Origin of the sequence: Caulobacter sp. Root1472 (genome assembly GCF_001426985.1) — a bacterium.
In the GTDB taxonomy this organism is placed as follows: domain Bacteria; phylum Pseudomonadota; class Alphaproteobacteria; order Caulobacterales; family Caulobacteraceae; genus Caulobacter; species Caulobacter rhizosphaerae.
In genome coordinates this window covers 350,903-365,399 of record NZ_LMFX01000023.1, presented here as the reverse complement: position 1 = coordinate 365,399, position 14,497 = coordinate 350,903, and the positions used below count along the sequence as shown (strand labels likewise).

At 71.3% G+C, this 14,497-nt stretch carries 15 protein-coding genes; 9 read left to right on the top strand and 6 right to left on the bottom strand.

Going from position 1 to position 14,497, the window contains the following annotated elements; all coding sequences use genetic code 11:
- Positions 1–11 precede the first annotated feature (11 nt).
- From ASD47_RS16770 to ASD47_RS16745, 6 genes are all read left to right on the top strand, one after another.
- Positions 12–1,514: an aldehyde dehydrogenase gene (locus ASD47_RS16770; RefSeq protein WP_200945266.1), complete on the top strand. Its 1,503-nt coding sequence runs from the start codon at positions 12–14 to the stop codon at positions 1,512–1,514.
- Positions 1,515–1,689: 175 nt separating this feature from the next.
- The gene (locus ASD47_RS16765; protein ID WP_056758998.1) at positions 1,690–2,622 is read left to right on the top strand and encodes a hypothetical protein; all 933 of its coding nucleotides are present in this window, start codon (positions 1,690–1,692) and stop codon (positions 2,620–2,622) included.
- Positions 2,610–3,500 carry a ThiF family adenylyltransferase gene (locus ASD47_RS16760; RefSeq protein ID WP_235525926.1) on the top strand — a complete coding sequence of 297 codons (891 nt, stop codon included), beginning with the start codon at positions 2,610–2,612 and terminating at the stop codon, positions 3,498–3,500. Before ASD47_RS16765 ends, ASD47_RS16760 begins: the two co-directional genes overlap by 13 nt.
- A complete protein-coding gene (locus ASD47_RS16755; RefSeq protein ID WP_056758997.1) occupies positions 3,497–4,681 on the top strand; it encodes a hypothetical protein in 1,185 nt (394 codons plus the stop codon). The genes ASD47_RS16760 and ASD47_RS16755 overlap by 4 nt, the downstream gene beginning before the upstream one ends.
- Entirely contained in the window at positions 4,681–5,793 is a 1,113-nt protein-coding gene (locus tag ASD47_RS16750) for a GNAT family N-acetyltransferase (protein WP_056758994.1), read from the top strand. The genes ASD47_RS16755 and ASD47_RS16750 overlap by 1 nt, the downstream gene beginning before the upstream one ends.
- 2 nt (positions 5,794–5,795) lie before the next feature.
- A complete protein-coding gene (locus tag ASD47_RS16745; protein WP_056758992.1) occupies positions 5,796–6,764 on the top strand; it encodes a hypothetical protein in 969 nt (322 codons plus the stop codon).
- Here the strand turns inward: ASD47_RS16745 and ASD47_RS16740 are convergent.
- Positions 6,761–8,320 (bottom strand): c-type cytochrome, encoded by a 1,560-nt coding sequence (locus ASD47_RS16740; RefSeq protein WP_056758990.1) that lies wholly within the window; start codon positions 8,318–8,320, stop codon positions 6,761–6,763. The genes ASD47_RS16745 and ASD47_RS16740 overlap by 4 nt on opposite strands.
- Positions 8,317–9,138, bottom strand: coding sequence for an alpha/beta fold hydrolase (locus ASD47_RS16735; protein WP_156402282.1), 822 nt, complete (start codon positions 9,136–9,138; stop codon positions 8,317–8,319). Before ASD47_RS16735 ends, ASD47_RS16740 begins: the two co-directional genes overlap by 4 nt.
- A gap of 153 nt (positions 9,139–9,291) precedes the next feature.
- On the opposite strand from ASD47_RS16735, the gene ASD47_RS16730 reads away from it, so the two are divergent.
- Entirely contained in the window at positions 9,292–9,864 is a 573-nt protein-coding gene (locus ASD47_RS16730) for a methylated-DNA--[protein]-cysteine S-methyltransferase (RefSeq protein ID WP_056758986.1), read from the top strand.
- Between the two features lie 14 nt (positions 9,865–9,878).
- On the opposite strand, the gene ASD47_RS16725 is transcribed toward ASD47_RS16730, so the two are convergent.
- Positions 9,879–10,799, bottom strand: coding sequence for a LysR family transcriptional regulator (locus ASD47_RS16725; protein WP_235525924.1), 921 nt, complete (start codon positions 10,797–10,799; stop codon positions 9,879–9,881).
- A gap of 69 nt (positions 10,800–10,868) precedes the next feature.
- Between ASD47_RS16725 and ASD47_RS16720 the strand changes: the two genes are divergently transcribed.
- On the top strand, positions 10,869–11,288 hold the full coding sequence (locus tag ASD47_RS16720; RefSeq protein WP_056758983.1) for a nuclear transport factor 2 family protein: 420 nt from the start codon (positions 10,869–10,871) through the stop codon (positions 11,286–11,288).
- A 157-nt stretch (positions 11,289–11,445) separates the two neighbouring features.
- Here the strand turns inward: ASD47_RS16720 and ASD47_RS16715 are convergent, their stop codons facing one another.
- Both ASD47_RS16715 and ASD47_RS16710 read right to left on the bottom strand, forming a co-directional pair.
- Complete coding sequence (locus ASD47_RS16715; protein WP_056758980.1) at positions 11,446–11,652, bottom strand: RebB family R body protein; 207 nt, start codon at positions 11,650–11,652, stop codon at positions 11,446–11,448.
- A 112-nt stretch (positions 11,653–11,764) separates the two neighbouring features.
- Positions 11,765–12,220 (bottom strand): DUF3617 family protein, encoded by a 456-nt coding sequence (locus ASD47_RS16710; protein ID WP_056758978.1) that lies wholly within the window; start codon positions 12,218–12,220, stop codon positions 11,765–11,767.
- Between the two features lie 200 nt (positions 12,221–12,420).
- On the opposite strand from ASD47_RS16710, the gene rpmB reads away from it, so the two are divergent.
- Entirely contained in the window at positions 12,421–12,720 is a 300-nt protein-coding gene (gene rpmB, locus ASD47_RS16705) for a 50S ribosomal protein L28 (protein WP_056758976.1), read from the top strand.
- Positions 12,721–12,789: 69 nt separating this feature from the next.
- Here rpmB and ASD47_RS16700 read toward each other — a convergent pair whose 3' ends face one another.
- Positions 12,790–14,325, bottom strand: a complete 1,536-nt coding sequence (locus ASD47_RS16700) for a VWA domain-containing protein (protein WP_156402281.1) — start codon at positions 14,323–14,325, stop codon at positions 12,790–12,792.
- Positions 14,326–14,497 lie beyond the last annotated feature (172 nt).

Genomic DNA, 14,497 nt, shown 5'->3' with positions numbered 1-14,497 from the left:
GAGCGCCCGTCGTGACCGTGATCGTACCCGTGGACTTCGAGGCGCACCTGACCGCGCGATCCGTCCTGCCGACGCCGCGCCTGGTGATCGGCGGCCAGCAGCGCGCGACCGGCGGGGCCGGGGTGTTCCAGCATGTCAGCGCCGCCACCGGCGAGATCCAGGGCGAGGTCCCCCTGGGCGACGCGGCCGACATCGACGCCGCCGTCCAGGCCGCGCGCCGCGCCCTGCCCGTCTGGCGCGACATGAAGCCCTATGCCCGCCGCCGGCTGATGGACCGCTTCAGCGATCTGGTCGAGCAGAACATCGGCCGCTTCCAGGCCATCTCGACGCTGGAGAACGCCATCCCGTCGATGAACTTCCAGCACGGCATGCTGCACCGCTGCGTGGGCTGGCTGCGCTACTACGCCGGCTGGACCGACAAGCTGGAAGGCCTGGTGACCGGCCTGCATCCCGGCGAGAACTTCGAATACACCGTCCCCGAGCCGTATGGCGTCATCGGCCACATCATCACCTGGAACGCGCCGCTGCTGTCGCTGTGCATGAAGGTCCCGCCCTCGCTGGCGGCCGGCAACACGGTGGTGATCAAGCCCGCGGAGTTCACGCCCTACACCAGCCAGCTGTTCGCCGAGCTGGCGCTGGAGGCCGGCATTCCCGAGGGGGTGATCAATGTCGTGCCCGGCGCGGTCGCGGCCGGCGAGGCGCTGGTGCGTCATCCTGGCGTCGACAAGATCTCGTTCACCGGCGGCCCGATCGGCGCCAAGGCCATCATGCGCTCGGCGGCCGACAGCCTGAAGCCGGTGATCTTCGAGCTGGGCGGCAAGTCGGCCAACCTGGTCTTTCCCGACGTCGACCTGCAGGACACGGCGGCCTATTGCGCGGTGTTCGGGGTGTCCAACAGCGGCCAGGGCTGCGCCCTGCCCACCCGAATCCTGGTCCACGAGGACGTCTATGATCCGTTCGTCGAGATCGTCGCGGCCACCCTGGACAACCTGCCGACCGGCGATCCGCTGGATCCCAGCGTCTTCATCGGCCCGATGGTCAACGCCGCCGCCATCGCGCGGGTCATGGGCTTCGTCGACAACGCCAAGGCCGCCGGCTCGGGCCGGCTGGTGGTGGGCGGCGGCCGCCTGGCCGATGGACTGGAGAAGGGCAACTTCGTCGCGCCGACGGTGTTCGCCGACGTCGACCCGATGAGCGCCATCGCCCAGCAGGAGATCTTCGGCCCCGTCCTGTCGATCATCAAGTTCCGGACCGAGGACGAGGCGGTGCAGATCGCCAACGCCACCGAGTATGGCCTGTCGGCCTATATCCAGACCAACGACCTCAACCGCGCCAACCGCCTGATCCGGCGGCTCGACGCCGGCACGGTCTATGTCAACAAGGCCACGCCCTCCAACCTCGGCGCCAGCCCGTTCGGCGGCGTCGGCCTGTCCGGCTTCGGCCGCGAGGGCGGCCGGGCGGGCCTGGACGAGTTCATCAGGATCAAGGGCGTGGGCGTCAGCGTCGCGACCTAGCCTTGGACGCCGCGTTCGAGGCTAGGTCCCCTGAACCAGACGGCGACGGGCTCGCCGCGCCGCCGAAATCGGCCGGGGCCGCCCACGGCGCGCTCAACTCCAAGTAACCCCATTAAGCGCTTCGTAAGCATGGGCGTGGTGGAAGGGGGCGGATGGTCAGGATCGAAGCGGGCTCATGAACGCCGCCACCGCGCGTTACATCGATACGACCCTGCCCGCCGGCCGAGGGCTGCGCTCGCGTATCGTCGAGCGGCCCGCCCTGTCGCTGGAGCCCGATGACCTGGCCCGGATGATCGCCGACATTCGCGCGGTGGCCCGCACGACCCTGGGCGAGAACGAACTGACCTACGGCGTGTTCTCCGGCGACCGCGAGACCCTGTCTCGCACGGTGCTGACCGTGGTCTACGACACGGCCTCCGCGGAGCCGGTGGCGTTCAACGCCCTGGCCCTGCTGCGCGTGTCGCTGGGCGGCCGGGAGATCGAGGTGCTGCACCTGGGGCTGGTGATGACCGCCCCCAAGGCGCGGGGCGGCGGCCTGTCGGCCGTCCTGTACGGCCTGACCTGCGTTCTGCTGTTCGTGCGCCGCCAATGCCGGCCGCTGTGGATCTCCAGCGTCACCCAGGTGCCGGCGGTGGTCGGCATGGTCGCCGAGACCTTCTCGGACGTCCATCCGGGCCAGCCCGCCACCCGCGCCTCGTTCCAGCATCGGCTAGTGGCCCGCCAGATCATGCGCCACTGGCGCCACGCCTTCGGCGTCGGCCCCGAAGCGGGTTTCGACGAGGAACGGTTCGTCATCACCGACGCCTATACGGGCGGCTCGGACAATCTGAAGAAAACCTTCGACCAGGCCGCCAAGCACCGCGATCCGCGCTATGGGGAGCTGTGCCGGCTGCAGCTCGACTATGGCCGGGGCGACGACCTGCTGCAGCTGGGGCGGATCGACATGCGGGCCGCCGCTCGCTACCTGGCCAAGGTCGCGCCGCCCGCCAGCGTGACGGGGCTGGTCGGTCGCCTGGCGTTGATGCTCGCCCAGGGGGCGGTGCTGCCGCTGATCCATTGGCTGGACGACACGCAATCCTGGGGGAGCCTGCGACCGTGGAAGCACTGAACGGGTTCGACTACGCCGAGTTCACCACCCGAAATTTCGGCTTCGTCAGCCGCGAAGAGCAGGAGAGGCTGCGCACTGGCGCGGTGTTCGTCGCCGGCGTGGGGGGCATGGGCGGAGCCTGCTTCATGGCCCTGGTCCGGGCCGGGGTGGGACGGTTCGCGGTCTGTGACATCGACGTCTTCGAGACGTCAAACCTCAACCGCCAGGTCTTCGCCTTCACCGACACGGTCGGTCAGGACAAGGCCGAGATCGCCTGCGCCGCCGCCCGAAAGATCAATCCCGACGTCCAGATCGAGCGCCTGGGCGCGGAATGGATCGGCAAGCTCGACGACCTGGCCGCGCGCTATAGCGTGATCGTCAATGGCGCCGACGACATCGCCGCCGGGGTGGCGCTCTACCGCGCCGCCAAGGTCCATGGGGCGACGGTGATCGACGCCTATGCCGCGCCGCTGCCGTCGGTGATCGTGGTCCGGCCGGGCGATCCCAGGCCCGAAGAGCGGCTGGGCTATCCCACGCGCGGCAAGGCGCAGGACGCCCTGACCCAGGACGATCTCGCCGAGAGCTTCCTCAGGGAGCTGGAATACGTCCTCACCCATTCGTCGGCGGCCAGCCATGTCGACCTCGAGGTCGCCGCCGCCGTCGCCGCCGGCAAGGCCAAGCGGATGTCGTTCGCCCCCATGGTCATCGCGACCGGCTGCCTGATGGCCTACGAGGCGCTGTGGCTGTTGATGGGCCGCCGCTCGAAAAGCGATTGCCGGGGCTGGTTCTTCAATCCGTTCGCCGGCCGGATCGAGCGTCCGCTCCCCTGGCCGGTCGCGACGGTGAAGGGCGCGCTGGTCCGGGCCTTCATGGCGCGCATGATGAAGGCCGCCCCGTGATCCAGTCGCTGGCCCAGGTTTGCCTCGACGGCCTCGCCGCCGTGGGACTGGCGGCCTACGCCTTGGCCGCGCGGCGCGAAGCGGGACCGTTGATCCCGCGCCTCGTCCTGCTGTTCGGCCTGATGGCCGCCTTCTATGCCGGCCGGGCCCTGCACGCGCTGACCGGCCTGGACGGCCTGCAGGTCGTGGCCTTCGCGGCCGTGGCCCTGGCGCCGACCGCCGCGCTGCTGCTGGCGGAAGGCGTGCTGCGCCGGCACGCGCCGCGCCTGCTGAAGCTGGCGGTGATGGGCGCCAGCCTCGTCGCCCTCGGCTTCGCCCTGCTGACGGCCCGCGACATGGCGTTCGACGCCCGGATCGGCCTGGCCGGTCCGATCGTGCTTTCGCTCATGGCGATCCTGGTGCTGCTGGGGACGCGTGACCGCGACCAGCTCTCGGCGTCCGAGAACCGCGTCGTCGCGGCGCTCGCCCTTTGCCTGGCCGCGGCCCTCCCGCTGATCCTGACCGATTTCACCGCCCTGATGACAGCATGGATCGGCCTGAGCCCGATCGCGGCGCTGCTGATCGTGCTGGTCATCCTCTCGTCCGCCAACGGCGACCCGCGCGGGACGGCCGTGGAAATCGGCCTGCTCCTGGCGGTCGCGGCGGGCGTCAGCCTCGGCCTGGCCCAGGCCTTGGCGCTGAGCGGCCCGGCCGACCTCGCGCGGCTGTTCGCCGTCGTGCTGGCGGGCCAGATCGTCGCCTCGCTGCTGGTCCGCCTGCACGCCCAGGGAACGGCCGATCGCCGGGGCGGGCTGCGCCGACGCCTGGTCCGCGCCGACGCCGGGTCTGTCGACCATTTTCTCGCCGACCTGGCCGAGGAGCCTCTGCTGAAGGACATGACCGTCCTGGAGGCGGGCCAGCTGGCCGATCACGACGCCCAGACCCTGGCCGCCGTCCTGGCGCGGCGGCCTGTCTGGAGCTTGGAGCGCCTGAAGGCCGGAGAAGCCGCCGCCAGTCTCTCCGAGGCCGAACCCTTGATCGACCTGTTGGAACGGCATGGCGCGACCCATGCCGGCTTGCTGAGCCTGGCGCCGGCGCGGGTCGCCCTGGCGCGGCTGCCCGGCCTGGCGCGCGGCGTCGAGGCGGAGATCGACCTGGCCCTGGCCTTCCGCATGGCCCGGCTGGTCGCGGAGAGACGCTGATGAGCCTGGAACTGCGCGAGCGTGACCTGGACGGATTCTTCGAGGTCCCGTTCGCGGTCTATCCGGCCGACAGTCCCTATGTGACGCCCATGCGTTCGGATCTGGACCGCTATCTGGATCCGGCGCGCAATCCGCTCATGCGCGACGGCGGCGGGCGGCTGACCCATTTCACGGCCCGGCGCGACGGCCGTCCCGTCGGCCGCCTGGTGGTCCACACCCATCCGGCGTCCAACCTCCGTCACGGGACGCGGCGTTGCCAGTTCGGCTTCTTCGACTGCGACGATGATGTCGAGGCGGCCCGGGCCCTGTTCGCGCGAGCCGAGGCCTTCGCCCGCGACCAGGGCTGCGACGAACTGGTGGGGTCGTTCAACCTGACGGCCATGCAGCAGGCCGGCGTGCTGACCGACGGCTTCGCCGGCGTCCCCTATACCGACATGGTCTGGGGGCCCCCGCACCTGCCGCGGCTGCTGGAGGCCTGCGGTTTCGCCGCGACCTTCCCCATGTCGACCTTCGAGTTCGATGTCGGTCCGGAGACGGCCGACCGGCTGCTGGGGCCTCGCCAGCGGGCCATACTCGACGATCCGGACTGGACCTGGACGCCGATCAGCCGCCGCCATTTCAAGGTCCGGTTCGAAGAAGCGCGTCAGTGCCTCAACGACGGCTTCTCGGACAATCCGATGTTCGTGCCCCTGACCCCGGCCGAATTCGACTTCCAGGCCGGCGAGATGATGTGGATCGTGGACCCGGCCATCGCCAGCCTCGTCCACTACAAGGGACAGCCGGCCGGGGTGGTGATCTGCATTCCGGACCTCAATCCGTTCCAGAAGGCCGTCAAGGGCCGGTTCGGTCCAACGGCCCTGTTCCACTTCCTGAAGGCCCGCCTGCGCCGCCGCCGGGCCGTGATCATCTTCTATTCGGTGAAGCAGGCGCTGCACGGCCAGGGCGTCAACGGCGCCATGCTCCACCGCGTGACCCGGGCGCTGCACGAGCGCGGCTACCGCCAGTGCGGGGTGACCTGGATCAGCGACGAGAACACCGCCTCGCTGCGCCAGATGGAGAAGCTGGGCGCGCGGCGGCTGCATCGCCTGCACCTCTTTCGCAAGGCGATCTGACGATGCTCGACCCGCGCGTTCTCCGGCCCCTGGTCGCCGAGGCCAGCCTGGCGCCGAGCGTCCACAACATCCAGCCGACCCGCTGGCGTCCGGAGGACGGGCGCGTGGTGGTGACCGCCGATCCGGCGCGGCGGTTGCCGATCGGCAATCCGGAGGGCCGCGACATCGCCGTCAGCCACGGCTGCGCGGTGGAGGGCTTCCGGATCGCCGCCGCCTCGCAGGGCCTAGCCGTGGAGGTCGCCCCGGACGGATCCGACGTCGCTGTCCTCACCCTCAAGGGCGTAGCGGAGGTCGACCCCCTGGCCGCCTTCGTGGGCGCGCGCCGGACCTATCGCGGACGGTTCGAAGCCTCGCCCTCGGCCCGCGACGCCTGCGCGCGGCTGGCCGAGACCTGTCCCGACCTGGTCATGCTGCAAGAGCAGGAGGCCATCGCCGACCTGGCCGCGCTCTACGACGACGCCAGCCTGCGCTGGTTCCGACGCGCGGACTATCGCGCCGAACTGGTGTCCTGGATGCGGCTTTCCAGGCGTCACGCCGACTGGGCGCGGGACGGCCTGAACGCCGAGGCGATGGCGATGTCGCCCCTTGAGGCCGCGGGGGCGGGCCTCGTGCTGCGGCCGGGCGTGTTCGAGGCGCTGGACAAGGTCGGCCTCGCGCGCGCCCTGGTCGCCGAGGCGCCGATCGTGCGATCGGCCACGGCGGTGGCGTTGTTCCATCGACCCGCCGACGAGCCGCCGTTCGAGACCGGCCGGCGTTTCTATCGGGTCTGGCTGGCCTTCACCCAGGCCGGCCTGTCGGCCTCGCCGATGGCGGTGTTGGCCGACGACGAGGCCGCTTCGGCGAGCCTGAGGGCGGCGTACGGCCTGGGCCTCGACCGGCGGCTGATCACCGCCTTCCGCCTGGGCTTGGCGCCCGCCCGCCGCCAGCCGCCCAAGCCGCGCCTGCCGCTGGAAAGCCTGATCCTCCTCTAGAGGCGCTTGAGGTACTCGATCAGCGCCCAGCGGTCTTCGGGCGAGAGGCCGCCGAATTGCGCCTCGTGGCCGCGATTGGACCGGCCAGGCAGCCGCGTGTCGTAGACCACCGGCCGTGACCAGGCGCTGTAGCCGGCCGGGTAGGCCACGCCCACCGTCTTGAAGTCCAGGGCGTGGCCGCCCACCGCGAAACGTTCGGCGCGCGGCTCCAGCAGCATCAGCTGGGCCAGGGTCGGCACCGAGCCGTTATGCAGATAGGGCGCGCTGGCCCACAGGCCGGCCAGGGGCGGAGCGGCGTACTCGCCGGTGCGCCGCGCGTCGATCACCGTCCGGTAGGGACTGTCGGCGACGTAGCGAGACAGGGCCGGCGTGAAAGCCTCGGCGCGGGCCGGATCGGTTCCGATCCGGCCGCGCCAGTTGGGAAAGCGGGCCAGGCGAGGACGCTCGGGCGGTCCGTCGTACTCGCCGTGGCAGCTGGCGCAGGCCCGGGCATAGGTCGCCGCGCCTCGGGCGGCGAGGCCGGCGTCGATCGGGCCTGGGAAGGCCTGCGGCCGGCGCTCGGCCAGCCAGGCGAAGGTCCGTCGGGCGGCGGGGATCTGGGCATGGGCGCCCTTGGGCGTCTGGCCCATGCTGGGCACGGTGAAGAAGCTGACCATGTCGGCCAGCCGATCCCGATGCGCCGGGGTGATGTCGTCGCGGGTCATCGGCCGCCAGCGGGGCCGCCCCGGCGGCGCGTAGGCTCCGTCCTGCAGCAGGGCGGTGCGGAAGCCGCGATCGGCCAGGTCCGGCACCGAGGTGAAGCCGGCCTCCATGGCGTCGCGCGCCGTCCGGCCTTGCAGCTTCAGCGCCGCCACCCCGTTGGTCACGCCGGGCGAGCCGTTCGAGAACGGCAGCGGGCTGGCGCCGTCGGGGATGGTCTGCAGCCGGCGCTTGGCCAGGGGGATCACCGCCCAGCGCAGGCTGGCCCGCTCCCAGGCGTCGGTGTCGGGGAACAGCGTCTCGACCGCCGCCATCAGGCGCGGCTCGTCTCGCAGACCGCTCTGCAGCGCCTGGGTCACCGCCCGCGTATAGGCCTCCAGGTCTATGCTGGTGTTGGGCGAGCCCAGCCACGCCGCCTGGGTCAGGGGCGCGCCGTCGGCGGCGTAAACCGGGCCGGCATGGCAGGCCGCGCATCCCAGGTTGGCCACGCTGATCTTCACCGGCGGCAGGCCCGGCGTGACGGTCCCGACATTGAGCCCCAGCGGGTGTTCGGCGCTGGGCTGGACAGCCTCGCCCGCGCCCTCCAGGCGCTCGGGCCACAGGAAGCCGAAGCTCGTCATCCGTCGCCGCAGGTGGGCGCGATCGACCCCGCCGCCGGCCGGGTCGTCCAGCACCAGAGCGGCGGCCGTCAGCTTCCACGGCACGGCGACGGTGTTCAGGGCCTGGACGTTGATCGCGCCGAAGTCGTGATGGGCGAAGGTCTCGGCCCCCGACCGGGACGGCGACGAAGGCGGCGCGCAGGCGCTCCCCAGCAGCGCCAGGCCAAGGACGGCGATGATCTTGCGGGGGCTGCTCATGCCAGAAACGCCTCGACCGCCGAGACGAAGACCTCGGGTTGCTCCCAGTGCGGATAGTGTCCGCAACGGTCAATCAGCACACGCTCCGCCCGCGGGAGCAAGGCCATGGCCCGGTCGCTCTGGCGGGCGGGGAACACCCGGTCGTCACGGCCCCAGAGCACCAGGGCCGGGCGGTCCAGCCGGCGGGCCAGTCCCTCGAAGCTGTCCCGCTCCTTGACGCCCAGCAGGCCGACGCCGGTTCGCAACGTGCGTGGGAAGGAGCGCTCGCTGCCAGGCACGGCGGCGTAGCGGTTGGTCAGGGCGAGCAGTTCGGGGGTGACGGCCTTGGGGTCGTGGACGGCCAGGCGCAGGGTGAGGCGATTGTTGAACGGTGTCGGACGGCCCAGCGCCTCGCCGACCAGCGGCAAGGCCGTCGGGCGCATCAGGAGGTGGGTTTCCCGCCCAAAGCCGCCCGGCGCGGCCAGCACGGCCCGGTCGATCCGGTGGAGGTTCTCGCCCGAGAACCGCACGATCACGCTGGCCCCCAGCGAGCTGCCGACCAGATGGGCCCGCGCGATCGCCAGGGCGTCGAGCAAGCCTTTCAGCTGCTCGACGAAGAACGCGGAGTCATAGGCCGCGTCCGGCCGGCTGGCCTGGCCGAAGCCGGGCAGATCAAAGGCGATCACGCGGAAACGGGCCGCCAGGGCCGGCCGCACGCGATCCCAGATCTCGATGGCGTTGGCCAGGCCGTGCACCAGCACCAGGGTTGGCCCCGCGCCCCCGGTGTCCAGCACCCGGGTCGACAGTCCGTTGGCGAGCGCGACTCTGGAGAAGGCCATGACGCCAGGGTGGCGGACCGGGGCTGACAAAACCTGAAGGGCGGCGTTCGTCGCGGGCGATTTTCACCTTCTGGACGCCCGTTCCGCGAGGGCGAGCGCAGCCTGAAGCGCCAAGCCGCTCGAAACGCCGCCTGCGGCTGCTATAATCGGCCTATGACCCAAGGCTTCGCCCTCTTCGAGACGCCGATCGGACTGTGCGGCCTGGCCTGGGGCGAACAGGGGCTGGTCGGCGCCCAGCTGCCCGAGGCCGCCCCGGGCGCCGCCTGGGCCCGCCTGCGCCGGCGCTATCCGGACGCGGTCGAGGGATCGCCGCCCCCGGCCGTCCAGCGGACGATCGAGCGGATCAACGACCTGCTGTCGGGCGGGCGCGACGACCTGACCGACGTCGAGCTGGACTTCGCCGTCGTCGCCCCGTTCAACCGCCGGGTCTACGAGATCGCCCGCGCCATCCCGCCCGGCGAGACCTCGACCTACGGCCAGATCGCCAAGGCCATGAACGAGCCGGGCGCGGCCCGGGCTATCGGCAAGGCCCTGGGCGAGAACCCCTGGCCGATCATCGTCCCCTGCCATCGGGTGCTGGGCGCCGACGGCAAGAGCGGCGGCTTCTCGGCCCCCGGCGGGGTGGAGACCAAGGCGCGGATGCTGACCATCGAGCGGGCCCGGACCAGCGCCGCGCCGACGCTGTTCGACCTGGAGTTCTCGGTGGCGCCGCAGCGCGGGCGGTAGGCCTCCCTCCGGCCCTACAGCCCCCTGCCCACCCGCAGCACCAGCTCGCGGATCCACACAGAGCCCGGATCCCTGTGCGCCACCACCGGGTGGAACAGGTACTGCGCGTCCTCGCCCGGATCGATCGGCGGCTCGACCCGCACCAGGTCCAGAGGCCCCGCCAGGGCCGCGATCAGCCGGCCCGGCACGAAGGCCACCAGGTCGGAGCGAGCGGTCATCCGCAGGGCCTGCAGGTAGCTGGGCACGGCCAGGGCGATGCGGCGCTCGACGCCGTTCTGGCGCAGGAAGGGCTCGATGGCGTCGTCGCGCTCGCCCGCCCCGACCACGGCCACGTGGCGGGCGGCGTTGAAGCCGGCCAGGGTCGACAGCCGTCCGACCTCGGGATGGCCGCGCCGCACGGCCAGGGCGTCGCGGTCCGTATAGAGCGTCTGGCGATGGAAGCCTGGATAGGCCTCGCCGGTCCAGGCGACCACCAGGTCGATGGTGCGGGCGAAGTCGGGGGTCAGCACCGCCGGACCGCGCCAGGGTACGACGTCCAGGCGCACGCCAGGCGCGGCGGCGGCGACCTGGGCCAGCACCGCCGGCATCAGCAGGTCGACGCACAGGTCGGGCATCATCAGGCGAAAGCCGCGGGCGCTGGTCGCCGGGTCGAAGCCCTGGGCCTGGAACAGGCCGCGCACCTGCTCCAGCGCCTGGGCCAGGGGCGCGCGCAGGGCCTGGGCGTGCGGCGTCAGCTCCATGCGCGGTCCCACCCGCACCAGCAGCGGATCGCCGGTCGCCTCGCGCAGGCGGCGCAGGGCGTGGCTGACCGCCGGCTGCGACAGGTTCAGGCGTTGCGCCGCCCGCCCCACGCCGCCCTCGGCCAGCAGGGCGTCCAGGGCCACCAGGAGGTTCAGGTCGAGCTGGGCCAGGTTCATCCGGCGAATATAGATCATCATGAGCATCGATTGGATGAATGATGCTGCTTGCCGGATCATGAGGCTCCCCTTGCACGGAGAGCCGCCATGAGCGCGACCGAGGACAACAAACAACGAGTCCAGACGATCTTCGAGGGCCTGGCGCGCGGCGACGCGGGCCTGTTTCTCGACAGCCTGGACGAGGCCGCCGTCTGGCGGATGATCGGGACCACGGCCTGGTCCGGCGTCTATGCCGGCAAGGCCGCCATCCGCCACGAGCTGCTGACCCCGCTGATGGCCCAGTTCGCCGACCGCTACGTGAACACCGCCGACGCCATCATCGCCGAGGGCGACACGGTGGTGGTCGAATGCCGCGGCAAGGTCACCACCAAGACCGGCAAGCGCTACGACAACACCTATTGCTGGGTGCTGCGGATGAGGGAGGGCAGGATCGCCGCGCTGACCGAATATATGGACACCCAACTGGTCGCGACGGCGCTGGAGCCGCCGCAAAGGGGAGCCAACTAGCTTAAGCGTTAACGGGCGTTCACCGTTCGCCGAACACGAGCGAAACGAATCATGACCGAATCAGCGACTTCGCCCGATTCAGTGTTTGTTCCCTACAAGCTATTGTAGCTTAATTCCCATTAACCACAAACACGGCGCGCCGCGCGCGACGAGCGTCTCAGTCCTCGCGCGTCGCGCGCTGGGCCCGGATCAGGGCTTCCCGCTGCTGTTGGTCGGCGATGGCGTTCTGGAAGTGAATGTTGTCCGGGGGGAGCAAGCCCGCGGCAATGGCGGGCGACTCGCCGACCACCCTCACGTTCGATTGGGTGACAGCATCGGTGATCTGGGGGGCGGTCTGGGGATTGACGGCGGTCTCGTCGGCCATGCGCTGGATCTCCACGCCGTCCGGAGATCGTCCCCCGGATGCGACGCGCCGGTTTTCGCGCCAGGATCGAGCCTTGGCAACCCGGCGACCGAGCGCCTCCGTCGCGACCGCCCTACGCCGCCTTGCACTCGGCGCTGACGCGCTTGGCGTCCAGCACCCCGGCCAGGGGGATGCCGTTGATGGTCTTCATGTGGACGTTCAGGCGGAAGCTTTCGGGCGTATAGGTCCCGTTGGCCGTCACCGGGGCCACGCGGCCCTTCTTGTCGGTCCAGGTCCCCTTAAGCGCCACCTTGCCGTCCCGCACCAGGCGGGTGTCGTAGTCGCAGGTGTATTTGCGGGTGCAGATGCCCTTGGAGAACTGCTCGACGTCGGCCTGCTTGAGACAGCGATCCTCGCCGCCGGCCGGGATCGGGCCGATACGGTAGCTGTACTCCCACTGGCCAGGCAGGATCGTCGTATGGGCGCCGGCCGCGCCCGTGGCCTGGGCGGCGATCCGGGGCGCTGCGACGGCCGCCACGGCGCCCAGGATCAGGGTTCCGGCGATCATGGCGGGGGCGAGCAGGCGCATGCGGTCGATCTCCTGGTGGGACGGCTTATATATAGAGCGGCAGATGAACCGCGTTTGAAGGCGATGTTGGGGCGCGGCGCGGCTTGACTCGGCAAGCTCCCTTCGCCTATATCGCCCGCTCTCGCGCGGTGGTCCGTCCTTCGCGCGCCGAAATTCATGTTGCGGAGCCTCCGGCTTCGCCCAAGCCCAAGGTATCCACCATGTCGCGCCGTTGCGAACTCACCGGGATCGGTCCGATGGTCGGCCACAATGTGAGCCACTCGAACATCAAGACCAAGCGCCGCTTCCTGCCGGCCCTGTCGCCCGCTTCGCTGCAGTCCGACTCCCTGGGTCAGACCTTCAAGCTGCGCATCAGCAACGCGGCCCTGCGCACCCTGGACTTCAAGGGCGGCCTGGACACCTTCCTGCTGGGCGCCAAGGACGAGCAGCTGTCGCCGCGCGCCCTGAAGATCAAGCGCCAGGTCAAGGCCAAGGCCGCCGCGACCGCCGTCGCCGCCTAAGCCTCTTCGGTTTCGACCGACGAAAGGCCCGCGAGGTTCGCCTCGCGGGCCTTTTCGCGTCTGCGCTGATCAACGCCGGCAGACACCCCGGTCATAGCGCCCGACCTGACGGATCACCGCGTCGGGCTCGGCCTCGACGCGACGGCCCGAGACCAGGCCGTCGATGACCCGGCCGATCAGGTCGTTCAGCCGGGTGACGACATAGCAGTCGACCGACGGCTCGGCGTGGGCGGCGCCGATCCCGGAATCGTCGGTGATGAAGATGTAGCGGCTCTGGCTGACGGCCGCCGCCGCGCGCATCAGGTACTGGGCGTCGTCATCGACGCCGCTGGCCGCCACCGGCACGACCTGGATCCCCCGCTCGCGCGCCGACAGTATCGAGGTCCAGGCCTGGGCCCGGTCGGACTCGTGCGGCGGGGCGTCGGCGACCAGCAGCATCAGCTTCACCGCCCCCTCGCGCCAGGGATAGGCGTCGGCTTCCTGGAGCGCGACCTGCATGGCTTCGGGAAAGTCGCCGCCGCCATTGGCCGACTGGTGGGCCAGGCTCGCCTGGACGGCCTGGCGGTCGCCGGTGAACGGGTAGGTCCGCACGGTATAGGCGTCGCCCAGGTCTCGGTAGAACAGCAGGCCGGCGCGGATGTCGACGCCGGCGTGGCGCTCGCCCACCGTCCCCAGGATGTCGGACAGCTCCGCCGTCAGGTAGCTGAGCTCGTCGGCCATGCTGCCGGTGGTGTCCATGACCAGCAGCACGTCCACGGCCTGGACCGGCTTGGCGCGCCCCGGCAGGCGCAGGGTCAGGGTGCGCGGTGCGCCGGGGCGCGGCGCCGCCACGCCGGACACCACGCGGCCATCCGCGGCGGTCACTGACGCCTCGACGCGCTCGCCCAGCCGGTCGAGCTTGGGGAAGACCACCACCTGGCCGTCGGCCTTGGTCATCAGCCTCAGCGCCTCGCCGTCGGCCCGGCGGACGGTCACGGCGGACAGCGGCGCCGGCCGCCCATCGCGATCCACCACCCGGATCCGCAGCTGCTGGCCCGTATCGACGGCCGGATAGAGCTTGCGGCCCAGGCGCTGGCGGAATCGGTCGGCATAGGCCTGGTAGAGGTCGGGATTGAGCAGGTCGTCGTGATCGGCGGCGGTCAACTGCCCCGCCCGCCGGGCCGGCGACTGGGCCAGGGGCGGCTCGTGCTCACGGCGCTCGATCACCGGCTCCAGGGCCCCGCCGTTCCGCGCGTTCGGCGCTGGCGGCGCGGCGCCAGGCGACGGAGCGGGAGCGGGTTCGGAGTCCGTGTAGCCAAGCGGCGATGGCGGCGGGGGCGGCGGCGGAGGCGGAGGAGGCGGCGGTGGAGGTGGGGGCGACGAGCCGCCGTCGCGCGCGTCGGGCCCGGCGCGCGAGGCGCTGACCACCACCGAATCGGCCACCTCCCGGTCGGCGGCGGGGACCCGCGCCAGCGGCGCGCTCGCCTCGCCCCGGCCCCGGACGGTCGACGCGCCCGCCATGCCGTCGGCGGCGGCCTTGGAGTCGGGCGCGGCCGTCGGCGTCGAGCACGCCGCAAGCCACAGCAGCGACATGCAGGCGGCCGCGGCCAAGGATCTGGTTTTCATGTCGACGCCCTCCCCGATTGCAACGCAGGTTAGGCGCCCGACGCGTCGCGCGCCAGGGCTGTATTACGGTCGGCGTCAGCGATGTCGAAAGTCCCGGCCTGGCGCGCCGACGGCCCATGAAAAAGCCCTCCCCGTCACCGGAGAGGGCTCTTCAACGCCACTGAAAGGGGCC